20 protein-coding genes are annotated in these 20,235 nt (G+C 36.4%); 5 read left to right on the plus strand and 15 right to left on the minus strand.

Translation table 11 applies throughout. The features are described from left to right. Positions 1–4: 4 nt before the first annotated feature. Positions 5–511 carry a QueT transporter family protein gene (locus A5866_RS05425; protein ID WP_086444142.1) on the minus strand — a complete coding sequence of 169 codons (507 nt, stop codon included), beginning with the start codon at positions 509–511 and terminating at the stop codon, positions 5–7. Positions 512–743: 232 nt separating this feature from the next. On the opposite strand from A5866_RS05425, the gene A5866_RS05430 reads away from it, so the two are divergent. Next, on the plus strand, positions 744–1,703 hold the full coding sequence (locus tag A5866_RS05430) for a diacylglycerol/lipid kinase family protein (protein WP_086444141.1): 960 nt from the start codon (positions 744–746) through the stop codon (positions 1,701–1,703). A 50-nt stretch (positions 1,704–1,753) separates the two neighbouring features. Here A5866_RS05430 and A5866_RS05435 read toward each other — a convergent pair whose 3' ends face one another. The 3 genes from A5866_RS05435 to A5866_RS05445 form a co-directional block, all read right to left on the minus strand. Further along, positions 1,754–2,869 carry a PLP-dependent transferase gene (locus A5866_RS05435; protein ID WP_086444140.1) on the minus strand — a complete coding sequence of 372 codons (1,116 nt, stop codon included), beginning with the start codon at positions 2,867–2,869 and terminating at the stop codon, positions 1,754–1,756. Between the two features lie 294 nt (positions 2,870–3,163). Further along, complete coding sequence (locus A5866_RS05440; RefSeq protein WP_086444139.1) at positions 3,164–5,755, minus strand: ATP-dependent RecD-like DNA helicase; 2,592 nt, start codon at positions 5,753–5,755, stop codon at positions 3,164–3,166. Positions 5,756–5,787: 32 nt separating this feature from the next. Beyond that, positions 5,788–6,417 carry a histidine phosphatase family protein gene (locus A5866_RS05445; protein ID WP_086445510.1) on the minus strand — a complete coding sequence of 210 codons (630 nt, stop codon included), beginning with the start codon at positions 6,415–6,417 and terminating at the stop codon, positions 5,788–5,790. A 217-nt stretch (positions 6,418–6,634) separates the two neighbouring features. Between A5866_RS05445 and A5866_RS05450 the strand changes: the two genes are divergently transcribed. After that, a complete protein-coding gene (locus A5866_RS05450; RefSeq protein WP_086278950.1) occupies positions 6,635–7,015 on the plus strand; it encodes a VOC family protein in 381 nt (126 codons plus the stop codon). Between the two features lie 70 nt (positions 7,016–7,085). Here the strand turns inward: A5866_RS05450 and trmL are convergent, their stop codons facing one another. Together trmL and A5866_RS05460 are read right to left on the minus strand one after the other, a co-directional pair. Beyond that, a complete protein-coding gene (trmL, locus tag A5866_RS05455; protein WP_086444138.1) occupies positions 7,086–7,592 on the minus strand; it encodes a tRNA (uridine(34)/cytosine(34)/5-carboxymethylaminomethyluridine(34)-2'-O)-methyltransferase TrmL in 507 nt (168 codons plus the stop codon). 240 nt (positions 7,593–7,832) lie between these two features. Next, positions 7,833–8,678, minus strand: a complete 846-nt coding sequence (locus A5866_RS05460; RefSeq protein WP_086444137.1) for a methyltransferase domain-containing protein — start codon at positions 8,676–8,678, stop codon at positions 7,833–7,835. Positions 8,679–8,816: 138 nt separating this feature from the next. Between A5866_RS05460 and A5866_RS05465 the strand changes: the two genes are divergently transcribed. Next, entirely contained in the window at positions 8,817–9,449 is a 633-nt protein-coding gene (locus A5866_RS05465) for a copper homeostasis protein CutC (protein WP_086444136.1), read from the plus strand. Between the two features lie 267 nt (positions 9,450–9,716). Here A5866_RS05465 and A5866_RS05470 read toward each other — a convergent pair whose 3' ends face one another. The 6 genes from A5866_RS05470 to A5866_RS05495 form a co-directional block, all read right to left on the minus strand. Next, positions 9,717–9,953 carry a hypothetical protein gene (locus tag A5866_RS05470; RefSeq protein ID WP_086444135.1) on the minus strand — a complete coding sequence of 79 codons (237 nt, stop codon included), beginning with the start codon at positions 9,951–9,953 and terminating at the stop codon, positions 9,717–9,719. A gap of 112 nt (positions 9,954–10,065) precedes the next feature. Beyond that, positions 10,066–10,704 carry a TetR/AcrR family transcriptional regulator gene (locus A5866_RS05475; RefSeq protein ID WP_086278945.1) on the minus strand — a complete coding sequence of 213 codons (639 nt, stop codon included), beginning with the start codon at positions 10,702–10,704 and terminating at the stop codon, positions 10,066–10,068. A 169-nt stretch (positions 10,705–10,873) separates the two neighbouring features. Further along, positions 10,874–12,217: a magnesium transporter gene (mgtE, locus tag A5866_RS05480; RefSeq protein ID WP_375179625.1), complete on the minus strand. Its 1,344-nt coding sequence runs from the start codon at positions 12,215–12,217 to the stop codon at positions 10,874–10,876. 37 nt (positions 12,218–12,254) lie between these two features. After that, positions 12,255–13,148, minus strand: coding sequence for an RluA family pseudouridine synthase (locus tag A5866_RS05485; protein ID WP_086444134.1), 894 nt, complete (start codon positions 13,146–13,148; stop codon positions 12,255–12,257). 7 nt (positions 13,149–13,155) lie between these two features. Beyond that, positions 13,156–13,953: an NAD kinase gene (locus A5866_RS05490; protein ID WP_086444133.1), complete on the minus strand. Its 798-nt coding sequence runs from the start codon at positions 13,951–13,953 to the stop codon at positions 13,156–13,158. Between the two features lie 10 nt (positions 13,954–13,963). Then, complete coding sequence (locus A5866_RS05495; protein ID WP_086278941.1) at positions 13,964–14,644, minus strand: GTP pyrophosphokinase; 681 nt, start codon at positions 14,642–14,644, stop codon at positions 13,964–13,966. A gap of 194 nt (positions 14,645–14,838) precedes the next feature. Between A5866_RS05495 and A5866_RS05500 the strand changes: the two genes are divergently transcribed. Both A5866_RS05500 and A5866_RS05505 read left to right on the plus strand, forming a co-directional pair. Further along, positions 14,839–15,423, plus strand: coding sequence for a CYTH domain-containing protein (locus A5866_RS05500; protein ID WP_339099750.1), 585 nt, complete (start codon positions 14,839–14,841; stop codon positions 15,421–15,423). 117 nt (positions 15,424–15,540) lie between these two features. Further along, on the plus strand, positions 15,541–16,191 hold the full coding sequence (locus A5866_RS05505; RefSeq protein WP_086278939.1) for a ClpXP adapter SpxH family protein: 651 nt from the start codon (positions 15,541–15,543) through the stop codon (positions 16,189–16,191). A gap of 56 nt (positions 16,192–16,247) precedes the next feature. Here the strand turns inward: A5866_RS05505 and pepF are convergent, their stop codons facing one another. The 3 genes from pepF to A5866_RS05520 form a co-directional block, all read right to left on the minus strand. After that, complete coding sequence (pepF, locus tag A5866_RS05510) at positions 16,248–18,065, minus strand: oligoendopeptidase F (protein WP_086444131.1); 1,818 nt, start codon at positions 18,063–18,065, stop codon at positions 16,248–16,250. A gap of 36 nt (positions 18,066–18,101) precedes the next feature. Further along, positions 18,102–19,292 (minus strand): competence protein CoiA, encoded by a 1,191-nt coding sequence (locus A5866_RS05515; protein ID WP_086444130.1) that lies wholly within the window; start codon positions 19,290–19,292, stop codon positions 18,102–18,104. A 92-nt stretch (positions 19,293–19,384) separates the two neighbouring features. Next, entirely contained in the window at positions 19,385–20,035 is a 651-nt protein-coding gene (locus A5866_RS05520) for an adaptor protein MecA (RefSeq protein WP_086444129.1), read from the minus strand. Between the last annotated feature and the right edge of the window lie 200 nt (positions 20,036–20,235).

Raw genomic sequence — 20,235 nt, forward strand, 5'->3', positions numbered from 1 at the left:
TTGATCAAAGTCGTTTTTCAAAATGAACGGATTTATTGATCCAGTACATCACAGGTGCCGCAACTGCCATAGTTGCAAATTCACTAAGAGCAAGTGTTGCGTAGTTCCCCCAGAAAGCTGCACCGCCATTTGGTGCTAGCATAAAGGCAATAATACACATTGTCGCAGTGAAGAATACCGTATTTAGCGCTAAGCGTGCAATAACATTCGGTACTCTTTTGTGTAATAATGCTGTCAGTCCTAACGAAATAAAGGATTGTAGTCCGCCATATAATGCATCAATTGCACCAAAGCCAAAGAAAAAATTATAGACCACAACACCACCTAAAACGCCCCACATCAATTTCCGATTGAAAACAACTAAGTGATTCAAACTTTCAGAAATTCTAAATTGGACAGGTCCTGACGAAACAGGTGCAACTAAAATCGTTAAGCCAAGATATAACGCCATCACAATACCATTCATGGTGATTGCTTTTCCTTTACTGTTTGTTGTAACAGTTTTTTGCATAGTTTCCCCACTTTCTCCGAGTTTTTTTACAAGGGATGGTTGATGAACCTTGTTGAGGATCAGTTTCCTCAAAAATTGATACGTAGGCATTATATCGCATTATTAGTGGTTTCACAATAAAAAGTCTAAACAAATTCATTTTTGTACAGGTTTATTTATCGTTTTTAAGCATCCATTATTCTTAATTTTTCGCATGTCTGTTATAATAAGACTTTGTACAAGGAGGAAACAAATGAAGAAACATTTTTATCTCGTCATCAATGAGAATGCCGGCAGCGGTACTGGGCGTAAAGCTGCAGATAAAATTATTAAACAATTACAAACGGCTACTATTGATTATACGACTTTTTATACAGATCATGCTGGACATGAAATTGAGATTGTCCAAAATTTAGCACAAGATACTCTGATTCCATGGAGCGCTGATTTAGAGATCGATACTTTCCCACTTTTAGTTGTTCTTGGCGGAGATGGTACCTTGCATAGTGTTCTTAACGCCTTACAACCTTTTGACCCTAAGATTCCGATTGGTTATATTCCATGCGGTTCAGGAAATGATTTTGCCCGTGGTGTTGGAATCAATAGACAAGCCGAAAAAGCTTTCTTTCAACTGCTCAAAGCGGAAATACCACAAGAAATCCAAGTGATTACTTATAATGAATCGATTCAAGAAGAAACTGGACTTGCGGTCAATAATATCGGGATTGGTCTAGATGCTGCGATTGTCAATGCAGCCAATACTTCTGCATCAAAAAATGCACTAAATAAATTCAACATGGGGTCATTATCTTATATTTTTTCTATTCTAAAGGTATTATTCACGCAAAAAGGCTTTCCAATTCTTGTTGAAGTAAATGGAAAGAATCATGAATTTGGCCGGGCTTTTTTATGTACGGTGACAAAGCATCCTTATTTTGGTGGCGGGGTACCGATTGCTCCAGTTGCTGATCCACGTAAACATGTTCTGGATTTTGTTTTAGTAGAACGAGTGAATATGTTTAAAATTTTTTGGCTGATTAGTTTATTGATTCAAAAAAAACATATGAAATCGAAATACTTTCATCATTTTCAATCCAGTAAATTTAGAATCGTTTCTACCGTTCCACAATATATTCACGCAGATGGAGAAATTCTAGGAAAAAGAAGTGCTGATATTTCTTTTGGAACAGAAACTAGATTATTTTGGTTTTAAGCATAAAAATAAGGTTGAAAAAACATTCGCTGTTTTTTCAACCTTATTTTTTATGCTAATGATTCAAAGGCCTGCTTCAAGTCAGCGATCAAATCTTCACTTGCTTCAATTCCAGTAGATATTCTTAATAAATCTGGTGTTAGACCATATGATTGTCTTAATTCTTTTGGAATGTCCGCATGGGTTTGTGTTGTGGGATAGGTGATCAAACTTTCAACACCACCTAAACTTTCTGCATAGGTAAAAATCGTTAAATTCCGTAGAAATTCTTTGATTATTTCTTGATTTTTGATTTTAAAACTCAGCATACCGCCACGTCCTGGATACATTACTTCGTTAACATAGGGACTCGATTTTAGATAGGCTACCACCGCCTGCGCGTTTTTTTCATGTCTTTCCATACGCAAAGCTAACGTCTTGAGCCCTCTGATCAACAACCAACTATCAAAAGGCGACAGGACAGCTCCTGTTGTATTCAAACTATATGCTAGTTTTTCGCCAACTTCTTGAGAGCGTGCAATCACAGCACCTGCCAATAAATCATTATGCCCACCTAAATATTTAGTTGCGCTATGCAACACAATATCCGCTCCTAAGTCCAAGGGGCGCTGGATCAATGGTGTGTAAAAGGTATTATCCACGATCAATTGCGCTTGATGTTGCTTAGTAAAAAACGCAATTTTTTCAAGTGAAACTTCAGTCATCAAAGGATTGGTCGGGGTTTCAATGAATACTGCTGCTGTTTCGTCTGTAATGGCTTTTTCAAAGCCTGCTTCATCATCAACATAAATAAATTGATATACCCCTTGATACTCTAATTCTTTAAAATAGCGGTAACTACCACCATATAAATCTCTTGATGCTACGATTTGACTGCCTACAGGAAACTGACTGAAGACTAATTGAATCGCACTCATGCCAGAACTTGTTGCTAAACCAACTGCACCATTTTCTAATACAGCTAAAGCGGATTCTACAACTTCTCTAGTTGGATTTTTAGTTCTTGTGTAATCATAGCCCGTCGACTCTCCTAGTGTTGGATGTTCATACGTTGTTGAAAAATAAATAGGCGTATTGATCGATCCAGTTACTGGGTTTTGATGATTACCGATTTGTGCCAAAAATGTGTCGGTTTGAATTTGCCCCGATTGTTCTTGCTGTTCCATTAACTTCCCTCATTTCTACCAAAATTAAACTACCTTCATGTGAATAAACGGCGAGAGCAAACGGTCCTCCACGCTTCGAGGATCGGAGTGAAACGAAAACCGTAGATATAGAAGCAACCCCTTCTTATTGCTGTAAAACACAGCGAGGTACGAGCTGATGTTGCACAGTACCTACTTGGTTCTCGATTTTAAACACTTCTGTCCCAGCCTTTGCATTTCATTATATACACCAGTCTTCGCTTAAAGCAAGAAAAAAACTGGAATAACGGCGATCCGTTCCTTCCAGTTTAGCGATTATTTCATAAAATCATAAGGTGTTGTTTGCCCCATGCCGATCATTGGATCAATTGTCTGCGTTTTTACTAGGTCTGGCGTTAGTAATCGATCTAAGACTTCGTTGACTTGCTCCGCACTTTCCTGTACCGGTTCATTAAATAATGAAATTTCTTCTATTTTAGGTTTGGCAGGTGTAATGATCGGCTCTGTTGTTTCTTCGATTACCGCTACTTTATTCTCATTGGCTGCCTCATAAACGATCGACTTTTCTGCTGCCACTGTTTCAGAAAATGGTGCCTCTTTATTTAAGCCTTCTTCATAGGCTTCCAGCTGCATTCTAGTAGTCAGTGACATATCATCAGCACTAGTAATCCGTTCTTTCAACATTGTTAAGCGACTCGCAGATTCATGAGCAACACAAGTATTAAACGCTTGAACTTCTCCCAGTAAAATTAGAATATCTTTACTTCGAGTTACTGCCGTATAAAGCAAGTTTCGTTGTAGCATCCGATGATACTGGTGAACCATTGGCAAAATAACCATTTTAAATTCACTACCTTGGGCTTTATGAATCGAACAACAGTATGAAAGTGTGATTTTATTCCACTCATTACGCTTATAGCTAACTTCATTGTTATCAAATTGAATCACCAATTCATCGACTTTATCTTCTGATTCCTTAGCTAAAATGATCCCGACAATTTCTCCCATATCGCCATTAAAAACATTCAATTCCGGCGTATTGACCAAATGTAGGACCTTATCTCCAATACGGTAAACCGACTCATTCCACTTTACTTCTTTTTTTGTACCATCATTTGGATTGAAAATTTCTTGCATCATTTTATTCAGCGCATCGATCCCAGCAGCTCCACGATACATCGGAGCCAATAATTGAATATCTTGCGGTGAAAAACCTTTCGCCTTTGCTTTGGTCACGATTTGACGAACATAGGTCTCAATATGATGGACATCACTAGGGAAAAATGAACGGTCTTTTTGATTTACAGTAAAATTCTGAGGTAATTTGCCTTGCTTGATTTCGTGCGCCAATGGAATAATGCTTGACCCATCCCCTTGTCGATAGATTTCGGTTAACTCTTTTTGGGGAATTTCGTTGATTTGCATCAAATCGTGCAATATTTGTCCCGGACCAACAGAAGGTAATTGATCCTTATCTCCAACGAAAATCACTTGCATATTAGTTGGAATAGCTTTAAACAAGGTATTTGCTAACCAAGTATCAACCATCGACATTTCATCGACGATCAAGAGACCACCCTCTAGTTCTTTGGCTGTCATACTGGGATTTTTTTCCCTTCCAGTTAACCCTAATAAACGATGGATCGTACTGGCAGGCAAGCCTGTTGTTTCATTCATTCGTTTGGCTGCACGACCAGTTGGAGCCGCTAGCAAAATTGGAAACATTTCCTGAGAGTAATCTTTTACATCGAGAGAAAGGCCGTTTAGTTCAGCAAAAACTGAAACAATCCCATTGATAACAGTAGTTTTCCCCGTTCCTGGTCCGCCAGTTAAGATAAATAATGGCGACTTGATCGCTTCTTCGATTGCTGCTTGTTGAGAATCGCCATATAGAATACCTAAACGTTTTTCCACACCTCGTATATTTTTTTCAATCTCTTTTTTATCGTATTTAATTTCTTTTTTTCGCGAAAGTAAACGCTGGATCGAGGTCCCAATTCCCCACTCAGAAAAATATAAGCTGTTTTCAAACAGTTTAGTGCCTTCTTGCTGGATTTTACCTTCCTCCACCAAATGAATGATTTGTTCTGCTACTTGATCTAAGGATATTTCAACAGGACGACTGGCTTCCAAGGTATTGATCGTTTCACGAAGGAGTATTTCCGCTTCCACATAGGTATTTCCTGACCGAACAGAATGTTGAAAAATCTCATGTGTGATCGCAGCTCTGACTCGTTTATCAGAATCTGCTCCAATGCCAAGTTGTTCCGCAATATTATCTGCTCGTTTAAAGCCAATACCCTCAATGTCCTCTACTAATTGGTAGGGGTTTTCATGAATAATATCTAAGGTCTCTTCTTTGTATGTTTGATAAATCGCAAAGGAAAGCTGACTACCAAAACCATAACGATTTAGGCCAACAATCACTTGTTCCATTCCGTGATTCAAGCGGATCGTTTCAATAATTGTTTGCTGTTTTTTTTCATTTAATTGAGGAACTTCTGCTAATACATCAGGTGTAGCAATGATTCGGTCAATTGCATCTTCCCCTAAGATTTCCACGATTTTCTCAGCTGTTCGTTTTCCGATTCCTGGAAATTTTTCACTTGAAAGATAATTTACCACACCACTTGCAGAAGTTGGTCGTTCTTGCTGGTAGCTATCGACTTGAAATTGTTTACCATAACGAGGGTGATCGACGAAATGACCAAAAAAACGGTAAATCTCTTCTTCTTGTATTTGACCGAAGCTGCCCGTTGTTACGATTTCTTTTTCTAAATAATCTGTATTCGTATCCGTGATTTTTACTAATAAAACTTTATAAAAATTGCTAGGGTTCTGAAAAAAGATTGCTTGAACTTGCCCTACCACATACTCTTTTTCCTCATCACCAAACAATGTTTCCATCATTTTCACCTCGTTCCATCAAACATAATTTTTTATTGTAAAAAAGAATCGTCATTCCATAATTTTAACGTGTAAGCTGAATCAGCCTCAGCTTCTGTTGTTTCTAGAATCGACAAACTATTGTTTTTAAGACCACCCATGCTACGTAAATCGGCCAAGTCTTTGCCAGTAAGCGCCTGGATTGCAGCTGTTAGCGATGCCCCATGCCCTACAAAAAGATAAGGTCCATCACCTGATTCTACCGCCGCTTCAACTACTGTTGCAATACGGGAAATTGCCTGTTCGATCGGTTCTCCTTGAAAGACCTCTGGATTGTAACGGTCTAATCGATAGCGCATATGCTCTAATTCTTTTTCGTATGTTTTTCTCATTTCAGCAATCGATTGTCCTTCTAATTTTCCTAAACCTAGTTCTTTCAGCTCATCTGTGTAAACGATTTTTACTGGTCGTTCAAGTTCCTGATTGATGCCTTCAGCGGTTTTTCTCGCACGCATTGAGGTACTTGAAAATATTTTTTCAAAAGGCACATCTTTAATCGTTTGACCCAATTGCTTTATTTCATCATAACTCGTTGGAAGCAGTGGTGAATCACCGCTCATTCCCTGAAATCTAAGCTCTTGATTCCATTCTGTTTTTCCGTGACGAGTAAAATATAATTTCATTTGCTTTTGCTCCCTTAATTCTGATTTATTCATTCGTTGCTTCCCATTTATCGCTAAGTTATCTTATCTAGTGTATCATTTTCACTGTGAAAATTCCATTTAACCAAAATGTTTCTCTAAACAGACTACTTGATTATCTGCCTAAAAAAAAGTAAATTAGACTAAGTAGTTTTAACTCACTAACTTTACTAGTATTTAGATCTAGGAGGAACCTGATTTGTTTTTTAACCACATCCATCACATTGCCATTAATTGTTCTGATTATCATAAGACAAAAGAATTCTATGTTGAAAAACTAGGTTTTGAGATTATCCGTGAAAATCAAAGAACAGATAAAAATGATACTAAATTGGATTTAAAATTAGGGCAACAGGAATTAGAGATTTTTATAACACCTAATGCGCCTAAACGGCCATCTTATCCTGAAGCTTTAGGGTTGCGTCATCTCGCTTTTAAAGTCGAAGACATTGAAGAAGTTATTGCCTTTTTAAATACTAAAGGAATCGAATGTGAAGTAATCCGGACAGATACATTTACAGGAGAAAAAATGACTTTTTTCTTTGATCCAGATGGTCTGCCTTTAGAATTACATGAATAGAGCATTCACTTACTCTTTGATAGCAAAAAAACTGTTCTCTTTGCAATCAAAGGAACAGTTTTTTAGACTCTTAATCTAATTTATCATTTTCATAATGATGCTTCAATTCTAAAGCTGGAAAATCCTGTTGGCGTAATGCTTCATAGACCACTAAAGCCACTGTATTTGACAAATTCAATGAACGGACATGCTCATCATTCATTGGTATCCGTAAACATTTTTCTTCATTTTCCCGCATAAATTCTTCTGGTAGTCCTGTTGTTTCTTTTCCAAACATAAAATAATGATCTTTTCCATCCGTATAATCCATTTGGCTATACGTTTGATTTGCAAACTTTGTGATCAAATGCAATGGTCGATCCTCCAAATAGTCTAAAAAGGTTGCTAAATCTTTATGGTACATAATATTAACGTCATTCCAATAATCCAAACCAGCCCTTTTCAGGTGTTTGTCATCTGTTGAAAAACCTAACGGCTCGATGAGATGTAGTGGAGAATTTGTTGCTGCACAAGTTCGGGCAATATTGCCTGTATTTGCTGGGATTTGTGGTTCAAATAGAACGATATGATTTGTCATGATTACAGTTTCCTTTCAATTATATGACGCATTATCTATTTTATTTATTAAAATCAACATAAAAAAAACGTATCGCCTCGGTGTCAATCACTGCGAGTCGCTACGTTAGTGAAGCTCTTTTCACTAACTTTTATCAGAACAGGAACCTGATAAAAACCAACGAAAAAACAACTTGTATGTAATATAACACCATTACCAGAGCTTTGCAATACCTTTTAGCAAATTAACTGAATGTAAGCGTTATTTAAACTTTCCTTTTAACATCCGAACGTCAATTGTAATTTCAGATAATGGATTTTCTTGAAGCGCTTCTTTTACTTGATCAGCCACTCCCCATTCAAGCGGAGACATTTCTAATAAATCTAAACGATACTCTTTCGGAATAGCATACGTGAAGGTCACGCGTTCATCGCTCAAAATAGCCATTTCTTTAGAAAACTTGGCTAAAACTTTTTCATTTGAATAGGTTTGTTTTGTTTTATCTTCTGGGTAAAATGCTGCTCTTAACTCTTTCAAATAATCAGCTTCTGGAATCACTTTGATCACAGTTCCATCTTGTTTCAAAACACGCTGAAATTCTTGATAATGAGAGGGAGAAAAAATATTCAAAATGGTATTCATTGATTGATTTGCAAATGGTAGATTGGTCAGATCTGCCACTGACCAAAAAGCCTCGATCGGCTGATTACTAGCTAAGTAAATTCCCTCTTTTGAAATATCAAATCCATATTTTGAACCTGCTAATCCTAATTGAGACAATTCAGCTAAAAAGCTTCCTTCACCACAGCCAACATCTAAGGTTGATCCAGTTAAATCCATTGCAGCAATGATTTTTTCCAACAAAGGCTGATACATGCCACTTTGAATCAAACGACCTCTGTGAAGTAGCATTTTTTTATTATATTCCGTCTGAATACTGTGAGAAAGAAAATAAAGCGTTCCCTTCTTTGATAAATCAAATCGATGATTTTGTGCACAAATCAAACTATATTCTTGTAATTGAAATGCCTGTTTGCAAACTGGACAAAGAAACTGTTCTTGATGTGTTTCTAAAAAATTACGAGCAAAATCAATCTTTTTTAACATAATGCTACTTCCTATTCATTATAAATTCTGAAACTTGCTGATAAACTATCGCTATTTATCTTACAACGAGAACCAGACTTTGGCAACCGCCAGAATTATGGTACAATGCCTGTGAAGAAAAAATGAGGAGTGGATCGAATGATCAAAGAATTTTGCGCTGAAAATTTCACAGATATTCCAACTGCTATCAGAAACGGAGCTGGAAGAATCGAATTATGCGATAATCTGGCTGTGGGCGGTACAACACCCAGTACTGGTGTGATCGAAGAAGTCGTTTCATACGCTGGAGAAAAATCGATTCCAGTCATGACAATAATCAGACCTCGTGGTGGCGACTTCGTTTACAATGATATTGAACTTAAAATCATGCACACAGACCTGATCGAAGCGAAAAAAATTGGGACAGACGGCGTTGTTTTAGGATGTCTAACAGCAGATAGCTGGCTAGATGAAGAAGCATTAGAGTTACTGATTGAGACTGCGGAAGGTCTTCAGATCACTTTCCATATGGCTTTTGATGTGCTAAGTAAAGAAAATCAATTTAAAGCTATTGACTGGCTTGCTGAACACGATGTGCATCGCATTTTAACGCACGGTGGACCTTCTGGCACAGCAATCGAAGACAATTTAGACCACCTGAAGGAATTAATCGACTATGCTCAGGATCGAATCATTATTTTACCTGGCGGCGGCATCTCTGATAAGAACGTTGAAACTGTAGTAGCTGCGCTAAAAGTCAGCGAAGTTCATGGAACAAAAATTGTAGGTTAATTACGAAACCAAGAGGCTGGGACAGAAGCGTTTAATCCCGAGAACCAAGTAGGTACTGTGCAACATCGACTCGTTCCTCATTGTGTTTTACAGCAATTTCGGCTTATTTCCGAAGGGATTGCTTCTGCATCTACGGTTCTCGTTTCACTCCGATCCTCGAAGCGTGGAGGAACATTTGCTCCCGCCGTTTATTCGTATTTAGGGTGTGAAACAAAAGTGTTTTTTACTTTTGTCCCACACCCTTGATTTATAACTAACCCATTATTGTTATTTCAATTTCTTCGCTTCAAAACTCATCACAATACTGCTCAAAAGACCCAATCCCCCTAAATAGAATAACTCTTCTCTTTCAAACAATACTCCGGCAGTTGCAAAGCCTCCACCAATAATTAAATTCATTACTGCGCTTTGGTTCAATCTGTTGCTGGTAAATTCTGGTACTTGAACTGTTACGCCTAATTTCTTATTAAGCTTGCTAATTTTTTTGTTTAAATGTTGAATCATTCATTTTCCCTCCTTTTCATACTTTAACTTTACTGTACATTGATCTATTCATTCCACAGATACATACTAACGGTATGTATCTGTGGAAATAAAAAATGCAGTTAAGCATTGATTATTCTTTGATTGCTCTAAACATTCCGATGAGGTCATTGATATAGTCATCATCGATTAAAGGAAAATTAACCCCTTCATATAATAACTTAAAAAAATTAAGTTTAGTCAAAAGCTGTTCTTCTGTCATTTTATAAAGTGAGGGAGCTAACCAAAAATTAGTTGAAAAAACAATCAGTTCTGCGATTTCCTGAGGATAATCTGTTTTGATTGAACCATCAGCAACCCCTTGTTCTACTATTGTTTTGATATAGGGAATAATATTGGCAAATGCGTCTGTATATAACTCACCAATAATTCTAGGATTTGTAATTAAGGATTTGGCTGAAAATGCTAATTTTTGATGTTCTAATGCTTGCAAACTCATTGAATTGATCTTTCTAATCTTCTCAAAACCAGTTAAATTCTTCATCAACTCAATTTGATTCGTAATACCAAGCGTATATTTCTTTTTTAAAATGGTATTAAAGATTTCTTCTTTTGACTTAAAATGATGATAAATAACTCCTTTAGTTAATCCACCTAAATGATCAATAATATCTTGGATCGTAGTCTGATCATAGCCTTTTTCCAGAAAAAGCTGCTCTGATACTTGTAATATTTTTTTTACTGTTTCCTCTGGATACTTATTGCGTGCCATAAAAAAACTCCTCTTTACATACCGTTAGTATGTATAATATATGACAAAAATAGATTTGTCAAATGACCTTTTATTTCGACTTCAATTTAGCCAACTAAAAGTTGTCTGAGGATCCAAATAAACGGTGGTACAGAAGTAATACCTTCTGCACCACCGCAGCGCATTGCTTTCAAACAAAATACTGCATAAAAAGACTAGCAATGTTGAAATAGATCAAAACACTGGTTAAATCACTTAAAGTTGTAATAAATGGACCACTAGCTACTGCTGGGTCAAAACCTAATTTATCCATCAGCATCGGAATCAAACTTCCTGCTAGGTTCGCCACAGTAATCGCACATAACATCGCCATTCCAATGACAAACCCTAATGGAAAATTATGCTGCCAAACACCAACAACCAGAAAAATTGCTACTCCTGTAATTGCTCCTGTTACTAAACCAGTCAATACTTCACTGACAATCAAGCGACCAAAGTTATTATCTTTTTCATCTGATACAGCTAGTCTTCTAACTGCCACCGCTAATGATTGTGTTCCCGCATTTCCCGCAGTCCCTGTGATCAATGAAATGAATACAGCCAAAATACTTGCTTCACTTACTAATTCTTCATAATGGCTAATCAATGTTGCTGTAGACATCCCTAAAAATAATAACGTAATCAACCAAGGCAAACGCTTTGAAGCTGCTTTGAATGGATTTTCACTGACTTCTTCGACGTTGACCCCAGCCAAACCAGAGTAATCGCTGGCCGCTTCATCATCGATAACATCGATGATATCATCAACCGTTACGATCCCTAAAAGATGATCATCATAATCTGTAACTGGTAATGCTAAGAAATCATAATCCCGAATCGTTTGAGCAACATCTTCTTGGTCATCTCCAACATGAACAGAAATGACCCGCTCACTTAAAACATCAGAAATCATCGTGTCATCATCATTTACGATCAAATCACGCAAAGAAATAACACCGACTAAATGGTTTTCCTGATCGACCACATAGACATAGTAAATCGTTTCGGCAACATCTGCCTGATTTTTCAAGACGTACATTGCAGAACGCACCGTTTGGTTAGCCACGATAGAGACAAACTCAGTTGTCATGATCGAGCCTGCGGTGTCATCTTCATAATGCAATAGTTCTTTAATCTCACCGGCATCTTCTGTGCTCATCAGACTTAAATATTTTGCTTTTTGACCTTTATCCAGCATATTTAATAAATCAACTGCGTTATCCGTATACATCTCTGATAACATTTCTGCAGCATAGCTAGGACGCATTTCAGCAATATAATCCTTCATATTTTCGTTATCTTCTTCAATAACATCAAACATATCCGCCAATTCTTTTGGTGACAGATAACTATAAATTTGCTTTCGATCTGTTTCGTCAATCGATTGGTAGAATTGTCCTTGTTCGTATATGTGGAGCTCTAAAAACAATTCTCTGAATTCAGCCATTTGTTGGTCTTTCAATTTTTCTAACAGTAACGAAAAATGATCGTCCATTTCTTGCCCTTCATTCACTCAAACCGCTCCTTTCAATCTATAATCGATCTACAATTTTCCTCATATCTTCTGCCAAAGGAGAAGTTAATTCTAAGCGCTGTTTGGTAAACGGATGAATAAAACTCAATTTACAGCAATGTAGCGCCTGACGCTCAATACCACTATCCATTTTACCACCATACATCTCATCACCCAACAAAGGGCACCCAATCGCCTCAAAATGCACTCTGATTTGATGGGTTCTACCTGTATGAAGTTGAATATTAACCAAAGCTTCATCGCCTTTGCGTTTTGTCAGCCAATATTCCGTTTCAGCTTGTTGTCCAGTTTCAACAATTGTTCGTTTCAAAATAGAAGATAAATCTCGACCGATTGGAAGTTGAATGGTTGTATGCTCTTTTAATTCAGAAGTCGAACCGCCTACTAGTGCTTGATAAATTTTGATTACTGCTTTTTTACGCAATTCTCGATCCAGCATCGCATGAGCAAAACCATGCTTAGCAAACAGCATTAAACCTGTCGTATCTCGATCCAAGCGAGTGACGACATGTATCACCTGATTTTTATATTCTTGATTTTTATAATAGGCTTTTACACGATTGGCCATAGTTCCATTAGGATGATATTGAGCAGGGATCGAGGCAACTCCTGCTGGCTTATTCACAACTAGATAATGATCGTCCTCAAATACGATATCAATTGGCACATCCTCTACAAGTAATGTCTCATGCTCTTTTTCATCTGGAATCGTGACTTTAACTTGATCTCCGAAAGATAATTTGAACAAGGCATTTTCAACTGAGTGATTGACTTCGATTTTACCGCCTTGAAACTTAATTTTCGCTAACAGACCTTTTGAAATGCCTTGCTCTTTTAAAAAAACTTTTACTTGTTGTGATTCTTCTTTTTCTACTGTCCAATAAAATTCCATTAAGTTATTAATCCTCGCTAATAAAGGCATCTTTTACACGATGCCAAAAGTGCATATGTCGATATGAGGCAAAGTGGATACGCTCATCCGCAATACGATAATAAATCGACTTGATATCATCTTGATAAATATCTAGCTGGTCGACGGTAATCAAATAATCATTGCTTTCCTGCAATTTAATTTCCAACCATTCTGTATGAGCTATCACGATCGGAGACCCTAATGTTCGAAACACGCGATTATTCAATGAAGCAATTTCAGCTAATTGAAATGCATTAATACTTGGATGCAGTACGGCTCCGCCAATACTCTTGTTATACGCCGTTGAACCTGTCGGCGTAGAAACGGACAACCCATCACCACGGAAGCGTTCAAAAAGTTCGTCCTTGATCAATACATCCGCAACCATCGTCCGATTGGCTCGCTTGATCGTTGACTCATTTAATGCTAGAAAATGTTTATCCGGTTTATTTCCATGAAAACTGATTTTCACATCTAACAAGGGATAACTAATACTTTTTTCTTGATGAACTAACAAACTTTGAACTAATTCTTCTAGCTCATAATCCCGCCAGTCCGTATAGAACCCTAAATGACCAGTGTGAACACCTAAAAAACTGACTTCATCTAATCGATGACTAAAACGGTGAAAAGCAGATAATAGCGTTCCATCACCACCTACAGAGATCACAAGATCGGGTTGATGATCATCGATTTCAATTTTATTTTTTTTCAGAAGCAAGAGCAAATGGCGGGTAACTTCACTTGATTTATATTCATGATTATGAACAATGGCTACTTTCATTTTGCTCCTCCTATTCTTTCCCTAACTGCTTTTTATGATCATTGAAATTTTGATAATAGTTAGCTTTTGATTTTCCTCGTCCATGTGAAAATAAATGTTGAGCTTCTTGAATTTCTTCACGGATTGTGGACATTTCTTCATCTAATTGATAGGCAGCTTCAGCCGCACGCTGTAGCCGTTCTTTCATCTCTTCTGGAAAAGCACCTTGATATTTATAATTTAATGAATGTTCGATCGTAGCCCAAAAGTTCATCGCCAATGTCCGGATTTGAATTTCAGCTAAAATCATTTTTTCGCCTGTAATCAATTGAACTGGATATTCGATCACTAAATGATACGAACGATAGCCACTCTCTTTTTTATTGGTAATATAATCTCGTTCTTGAATGATTTTCAAGTCTTTTCGATTACGAATAATCGCTACCACTTGCCGAATGTCCTCAACAAATTGACACATGATCCTCAAACCTGCAATATCCTGCATCTCTTCTTCTAAACGATCAACAGAAATATTACGCAATGCCGCTTTCGTTAAAATACTATCTACAGGTTTCACTCTGCCTGTTACAAACTCAATAGGTGTATGTTTATTTTGCTCTCGAAACTGCTTACGAATACCGCGCAGTTTAACTTTCATTTCTCCAACAGCCTGTTCATAAGGTGCCAGAAAAAGCTCCCACTCTTTCTCCATCCTAATCCCTCTATTTCCTTGAATTTGATTCACTGCTTATTTTACCATAGAGCTGAGAAAAATAGGGTAAATTGAGAAATTGTATAAATTTTTTCAACAATAGGAAATTTTTTAACTTCTAGTTCACTTTTCTTGACGTAAATAGGGGAAGTATGCAAAAATTGAATTAAATTAAAAAAGGTGGGTCTAAAAACATGAGTGAAAATTTAGAAATAGAATTTAAGACATTATTATCTATAGAAGAATTTTCACGTGTGATTGACTACTTTCAACTTAAAGAAGAACAATTTTTTACCCAAATCAATTATTATTTTGACTCAGCCGATTTTCAACTTAGAAAAAGGCGGATCGGTCTGAGAGTTCGTGTCCTATCAGATAATGCAGAAATCACTTTAAAAGTTCCTGAAAAAGTCGGTTTGTTGGAAATCAATGATGCGCTTTCTGTTAAAGAAGCAAATGCTATTATTGAATCGGCCACACTTCCAACTATTGGAAATGTTTACACCAAATTGAATCAATTAGGAATTGACCAAAGTGATTTACGTTTAATCGGCAGCTTAACAACTAAACGAGCAGAAATAAAACTTCCCCAAGGTTTACTTGCGCTAGATGAAAGTTGGTATAATAAGCAACATGATTTTGAGCTGGAGTTAGAAGTAAGTGACGCAACCAACGGTAAGAAAGATTTTCTTTCCTTATTGAATACTTTGACTATCAAAGAATCCCCGTCTCCTAACAAAATCCAACGCATGATGCTAAGCTCAAAAGAGAAAGATTAAGAAGTTATAATAGTAAAAACATATCATTTCATTTTTCCTAGTTTTTCTGATAAATTAGGGTCACTTAGTTGAGAAATGATGTCTAGTCGCAAAAGAGTCAAATTGGAGGAAGTATGAATGATTGAAATCTATCTGTTCGTTAATCCTTTGGGGGGCATTTGTCTCAACGTAGAAAAGGATATTTTAAAATTGGTTGAAACTGAGAATAAAAAAATTCAATTTCGTTTCATTCCGCTGGTTAATATGCGGACCATAAACCATCTTATAAAGTTATTCGAGATACCAGCACATGATATCGAACAACGAAATCAATTGTTTGAGGATGTTTACTCAGCTGCACTTGATTACAAAGCAGCACAATTACAAGGAAAGAAAAAAGGACGCCATTTACTACTCGGTTTACAACAAGCAGTAGCCGAAGAAAACACACCTTACTCGTTAGAGTTAGCTGAAAAATTAGTAGTAGAAGCTGGCGGTGACCTAGATATGTTTAAAGCAGATCGTCAATCTGACTTTGTAAAGGAATCTTTTCAAACAGATCAACAAATTGCTCGTGAAATGGGGATCGTGAAACACCCTTCTGCAGTAGTTTATAATTATACATGTGATCGTGATTTTGGCGTACTCGTAGAAGACTGTGATTCAATGGATGAAATCAAAAGACTTTGTGAAACGTCAGAAGATAATCTACAGTATTTTCACGAAAAATTTGAATTAAATCACTTTGAGGAATCTCGTGTTCCTCATGGTCATTTACATTTACTTTGAGGAAAAAAAGAACGATCAGATTTCTTCTGAATAAGAGGAAATCTGATCGTTCTTTTTTATTGCTCTAAAGATTCTATAAGTTGTTCTAATTCATTTAATCTCGCTTCAAAAACCGTCATCGCATCTTCGATATACTCTGGTTTTGTCATATCTACTCCAGCTTTTTTCATTACCTCGATTGGATAATCACTACTTCCAGACTTCAGATAGGTTAAATAATTTTCTAAAGCTGAGGGCTCATTTGCTAATATTTTATTTGCTAGCGCTGATGCTGCTGAAAAACCTGTAGCATATTGATAGACATAATAATTGTAATAAAAATGAGGGATACGAGACCACTCTAATGAAATTTCTGGATCTTTCTTAACATCAGGTCCATAATATTTCTGATTCAGATCTCCGTAATACTCACCTAAATATTCACTCGTTAGAGGTGTTCCTTTAGCATCTTCCGTATGAATAAAGTGCTCGAATTCAGCAAATTGTGTTTGACGGAAAATTGTTCCTTTGAAACCATCCAAATAATGATTCAAGACATACGCACGAATTCGGGGATCTGTCTCAGTCTCCAATAGATATTCGGTCAATAGATTTTCATTTGTCGTAGATGCTATCTCAGCTAGAAAAATTGAATAATCTCCATAAACATATGGCTGATTGCTTCTAGTAAAATAGCTATGAACACTATGTCCCATTTCATGAACTAAGGTATATAGTTGATCCAAACTATCATGCCAATTCATTAAGATATATGGCGCTGTGTCATATGCCCCTGATGAATATGCCCCACTACGTTTCCCTTGGTTTTCAACAACATCGATCCATCGATCATTAAAAGCAGATTCAACAACCGTTAGGTATTCCTCTCCCATAGGTTTCAATGCAGTGAGGGCTTTCGCTTTGGCTTCATCATAAGAATACTTGATCGATGCTTCTCCTAAAATAGGCGTATACATATCATACATGTGCAGTTCGTCCACTTTCAATAGACGTTTACGTAAGGACACGTAACGATGCAACAATGGTAAATTGTGATTTACTACGTCCACCAATGTATCATAAACACTTTCAGGAATGTGGTTGTTACTTAGTGCTGCTGCTCTCGCTGAGGAATAGTTGCGAACTTTTGCTTTATAGTTATGCGCTTTAACATGCGAACTTAACGTTTGAGCAAATGTATTCTTAAACTGTTCATAAACGCTATATAGTCCTTTAAATGCTTCTTCGCGGACGCTTCTATGGATATTTTCCATCAATTGTCCATAGACACCATGAGTCAATTGGATCTTCTCACCATTTTCATTTTCGATAACTGGAAATTTTAAATCGGCATTATTTAAGATTGAGAACGTATTACTAGACGCTTCGAAAATTTCCCCTGCACCAGCCAATAAAGCTTCTTGATCAGCAGACAAGATATGCGGACGTTCACTTAAAATAGTTTCAATAAAATGACGATAGGTTGCCAATTTAGGATTTTCATCAAAATAACCCCAAATTTTCTCGTCATCCAACGATAATACTTCTGGTTCAAACCAAGCAACTGATTCACTAGCCTGAGCTAATAAAGAGCTTGCTCTAGCATAAAGGGCTTGATACGTTGTATTCGTCGTATCTTGGTCATTTTTCAAATGAGCATAAACATAAATGACTTCAACTTTACGATAAATCGCTAATAACATTTCAATGCTGCCTAGAAATGCATCACTGCCTTTATCTAAAGTCCCCTTAAACTGTTCAACTTCTTTCAACTCATCAGATAATGCTTGAAACGCCTCATCAAAAGCTTGATCATCCTTAAAAATTTTCGTTAAGTCCCACGTTTTTTCTACTGGTAAACTTGAACGTTCTGGTAATTGTTTCGCTTCACTCATTCGATCTACCCCTTTTCAATTATTCTTACAACAAACTTATCTTATCACATTTTTTAATGGAGTAGCAGTGATTAGATAGTTATTTTCAATTCTTTTCAACCATTCTAAAATAGTGGAGGTGCTTTGATCCTGTTGCTCAAGACTGACCTTCCAACCTGTTGGAACTCTGATTAAATGATGACAATCGATCAGATAATTGAATACTTGGTTCAGACAATAAGCCTGGAGGACTTTATGAGGGATATTAGGTAGCTCGTAAAATAACTCACTTCCTTTGGCTAATTCTTTTTCTAACGCATGGATCAGCTCAAAATGGCTAATAACATCCTGATCAAAAAACTGTACCAATTTCCAAATTCGGACTTTTAGCAGGAGGTCTGATCCCCTACAGCAGAAAATGTGTAGACCTGGATAATAAAACCAATTTGGTAATTGAATCAGATGAAAACGATTGTTATATAATTCAGCTTGAATCACTCGAATTTTCTCATCTCGTCGATATAATTTTTTATTCAAGTCAGAGTAATAACTATGTAATAGCTCACCTATTTTATATTTACGCTGACTATGAATATTGCCTTTAGTGGGAAAATGAAAGATATTTATCAATGACTCACTGTAAAAAGACCAAGTTTTCTTTGAAGCGAATAGCATTTTTTTCCAATCCTCTTCAATGTGAAAATGTACCGTTAATTCTGCTTGCTCCCAGTCGGCACTCCATAAGTAAAAGCCTAATTTTTCAGAATAACAACATAAATTTTTGGCTAATTCATTTAAACTATGATGCTTTGAGAATAACTTATTACCACAGATCCAAAGTGGGATATACCCGTGTTCCTGATAGCTACGAGTTCGTTCTACTAATCTTGAAGTACTTAGAGAACTGCATTGAATTTCTACAGCAATATTTCCTATTAAAATATCGGGCCGCTGATGTAAAGCAGGTAGATACTTTTCTAATTCATATGAGAGGTCCTCTTGCTCACACCATCTAACAAACATCTTCTTTAACGTCAGATGTTCAATCGTCTCACCTTCTGAATAAACACTGCAAGTACTTTGATTATAATGTGAGAAATGTGGGACTTTTACCTTGCCATTTTTTATCCTGACTGGATGATCACAAGCAGGACAAAAATAGTTTTCCGTTTTTAACTGTTCGATTTCTTCTCTAGATAAATTCAATAGTGTTATCATTTCTTTGTTATTTGAATAAGCACTTAACATATCACTCACCTCATAATGAAGATACGTAAGAAAAGTGCTTTTTCATCAAAAAAACTGAAACAAAACGATAATCGTTTGTCTCAGTTTTTAAATTATTCAAAGTAATATCTTGTTAGTTCTAAAGCATTGCGTTCCATGATGCATGTACCGTATTCATTCAATGTTTCAGATGTAACAGCAGATAAATTAGCATATTCCAATAATTGAGCCAATTCATTTTCTACATCATTTTTTCCTAATTCTTCTAATAAGAAAATAGTTTGGAGATAATACGTCCCTTTAAATGTATATAGATTTGCTATCACAGACTGTAAGAAAACTTCATTTGCCAATTGAACCATTGTATCAAAATCGTTAAGTTCAAATACTAAACTTTTAACTGTATTATCAGCAAATTCTTGCGTCTCATCAGCAAAATCTTCTTCGATTTGTTTGCGAATTATATTACTAACTTCTTCTGAATTTAAATCACTAAAGCCTTCAAAATTAGATACTTCATCGATTGATGCATTCTTACTAATAAATAGTTCTAACCCATCACTTTTTGGCAGAACCTGAAAGGTAACAGCTTCACTGCCTTGAAATTCATCTTCCACATCAACTTCTTCTAAAATACTGTAGAAAAAATTTTCCACTTCTTTGTGGTTGCCAAGTAGATCTAAGAAGGTAATGCCTCTATCTGCTAGATCTTCATTGCCGATCAACACACGTATGGTATTTTCATTGATATGTTCCATTTCCATGTCGCTACACCTCACTTTTGCTAATCAGGAAACTTATTCTTACGTACATTGTAGCGGAATCACGCCAAATGTAAAGGGAAAAGTAACAATATTCCTAAATAAACTGTTGTCTTAGTATATTCCTTAAAACTTGTTCTACAAACATATGTGCACTTTTTTTATAAATATTTATAAAAAATCAATAAATCATTTACTATGTA

The organism is Enterococcus sp. 12C11_DIV0727, assembly GCF_002148425.2.
GTDB lineage: Bacteria > Bacillota > Bacilli > Lactobacillales > Enterococcaceae > Enterococcus_L > Enterococcus_L lemimoniae.

What these genes read in the sequence shown, in the direction of transcription:
- A5866_RS05500 (WP_339099750.1), top strand. Translation starts at nt 14,839, where the DNA reads ATGAGTGAAAATTTAGAAATAGAATTTAAGACATTATTATCTATAGAA.
- trmL (WP_086444138.1), bottom strand. Translation starts at nt 7,592, where the DNA reads ATGACAAATCATATCGTTCTATTTGAACCACAAATCCCAGCAAATACA.
- A5866_RS05440 (WP_086444139.1), bottom strand. Translation starts at nt 5,755, where the DNA reads ATGGAAACATTGTTTGGTGATGAGGAAAAAGAGTATGTGGTAGGGCAA.
- A5866_RS05505 (WP_086278939.1), top strand. Translation starts at nt 15,541, where the DNA reads ATGATTGAAATCTATCTGTTCGTTAATCCTTTGGGGGGCATTTGTCTC.
- A5866_RS05445 (WP_086445510.1), bottom strand. Translation starts at nt 6,417, where the DNA reads ATGAAATTATATTTTACTCGTCACGGAAAAACAGAATGGAATCAAGAG.
- A5866_RS05470 (WP_086444135.1), bottom strand. Translation starts at nt 9,953, where the DNA reads ATGATTCAACATTTAAACAAAAAAATTAGCAAGCTTAATAAGAAATTA.
- A5866_RS05495 (WP_086278941.1), bottom strand. Translation starts at nt 14,644, where the DNA reads ATGGAGAAAGAGTGGGAGCTTTTTCTGGCACCTTATGAACAGGCTGTT.
- A5866_RS05460 (WP_086444137.1), bottom strand. Translation starts at nt 8,678, where the DNA reads ATGTTAAAAAAGATTGATTTTGCTCGTAATTTTTTAGAAACACATCAA.
- A5866_RS05425 (WP_086444142.1), bottom strand. Translation starts at nt 511, where the DNA reads ATGCAAAAAACTGTTACAACAAACAGTAAAGGAAAAGCAATCACCATG.
- A5866_RS05485 (WP_086444134.1), bottom strand. Translation starts at nt 13,148, where the DNA reads ATGGAATTTTATTGGACAGTAGAAAAAGAAGAATCACAACAAGTAAAA.
- A5866_RS05435 (WP_086444140.1), bottom strand. Translation starts at nt 2,869, where the DNA reads ATGGAACAGCAAGAACAATCGGGGCAAATTCAAACCGACACATTTTTG.
- pepF (WP_086444131.1), bottom strand. Translation starts at nt 18,065, where the DNA reads ATGAGTGAAGCGAAACAATTACCAGAACGTTCAAGTTTACCAGTAGAA.
- A5866_RS05475 (WP_086278945.1), bottom strand. Translation starts at nt 10,704, where the DNA reads ATGGCACGCAATAAGTATCCAGAGGAAACAGTAAAAAAAATATTACAA.
- A5866_RS05430 (WP_086444141.1), top strand. Translation starts at nt 744, where the DNA reads ATGAAGAAACATTTTTATCTCGTCATCAATGAGAATGCCGGCAGCGGT.
- A5866_RS05520 (WP_086444129.1), bottom strand. Translation starts at nt 20,035, where the DNA reads ATGGAAATGGAACATATCAATGAAAATACCATACGTGTGTTGATCGGC.
- A5866_RS05490 (WP_086444133.1), bottom strand. Translation starts at nt 13,953, where the DNA reads ATGAAAGTAGCCATTGTTCATAATCATGAATATAAATCAAGTGAAGTT.
- A5866_RS05465 (WP_086444136.1), top strand. Translation starts at nt 8,817, where the DNA reads ATGATCAAAGAATTTTGCGCTGAAAATTTCACAGATATTCCAACTGCT.
- mgtE (WP_375179625.1), bottom strand. Translation starts at nt 12,217, where the DNA reads ATGGACGATCATTTTTCGTTACTGTTAGAAAAATTGAAAGACCAACAA.
- A5866_RS05515 (WP_086444130.1), bottom strand. Translation starts at nt 19,292, where the DNA reads ATGTTAAGTGCTTATTCAAATAACAAAGAAATGATAACACTATTGAAT.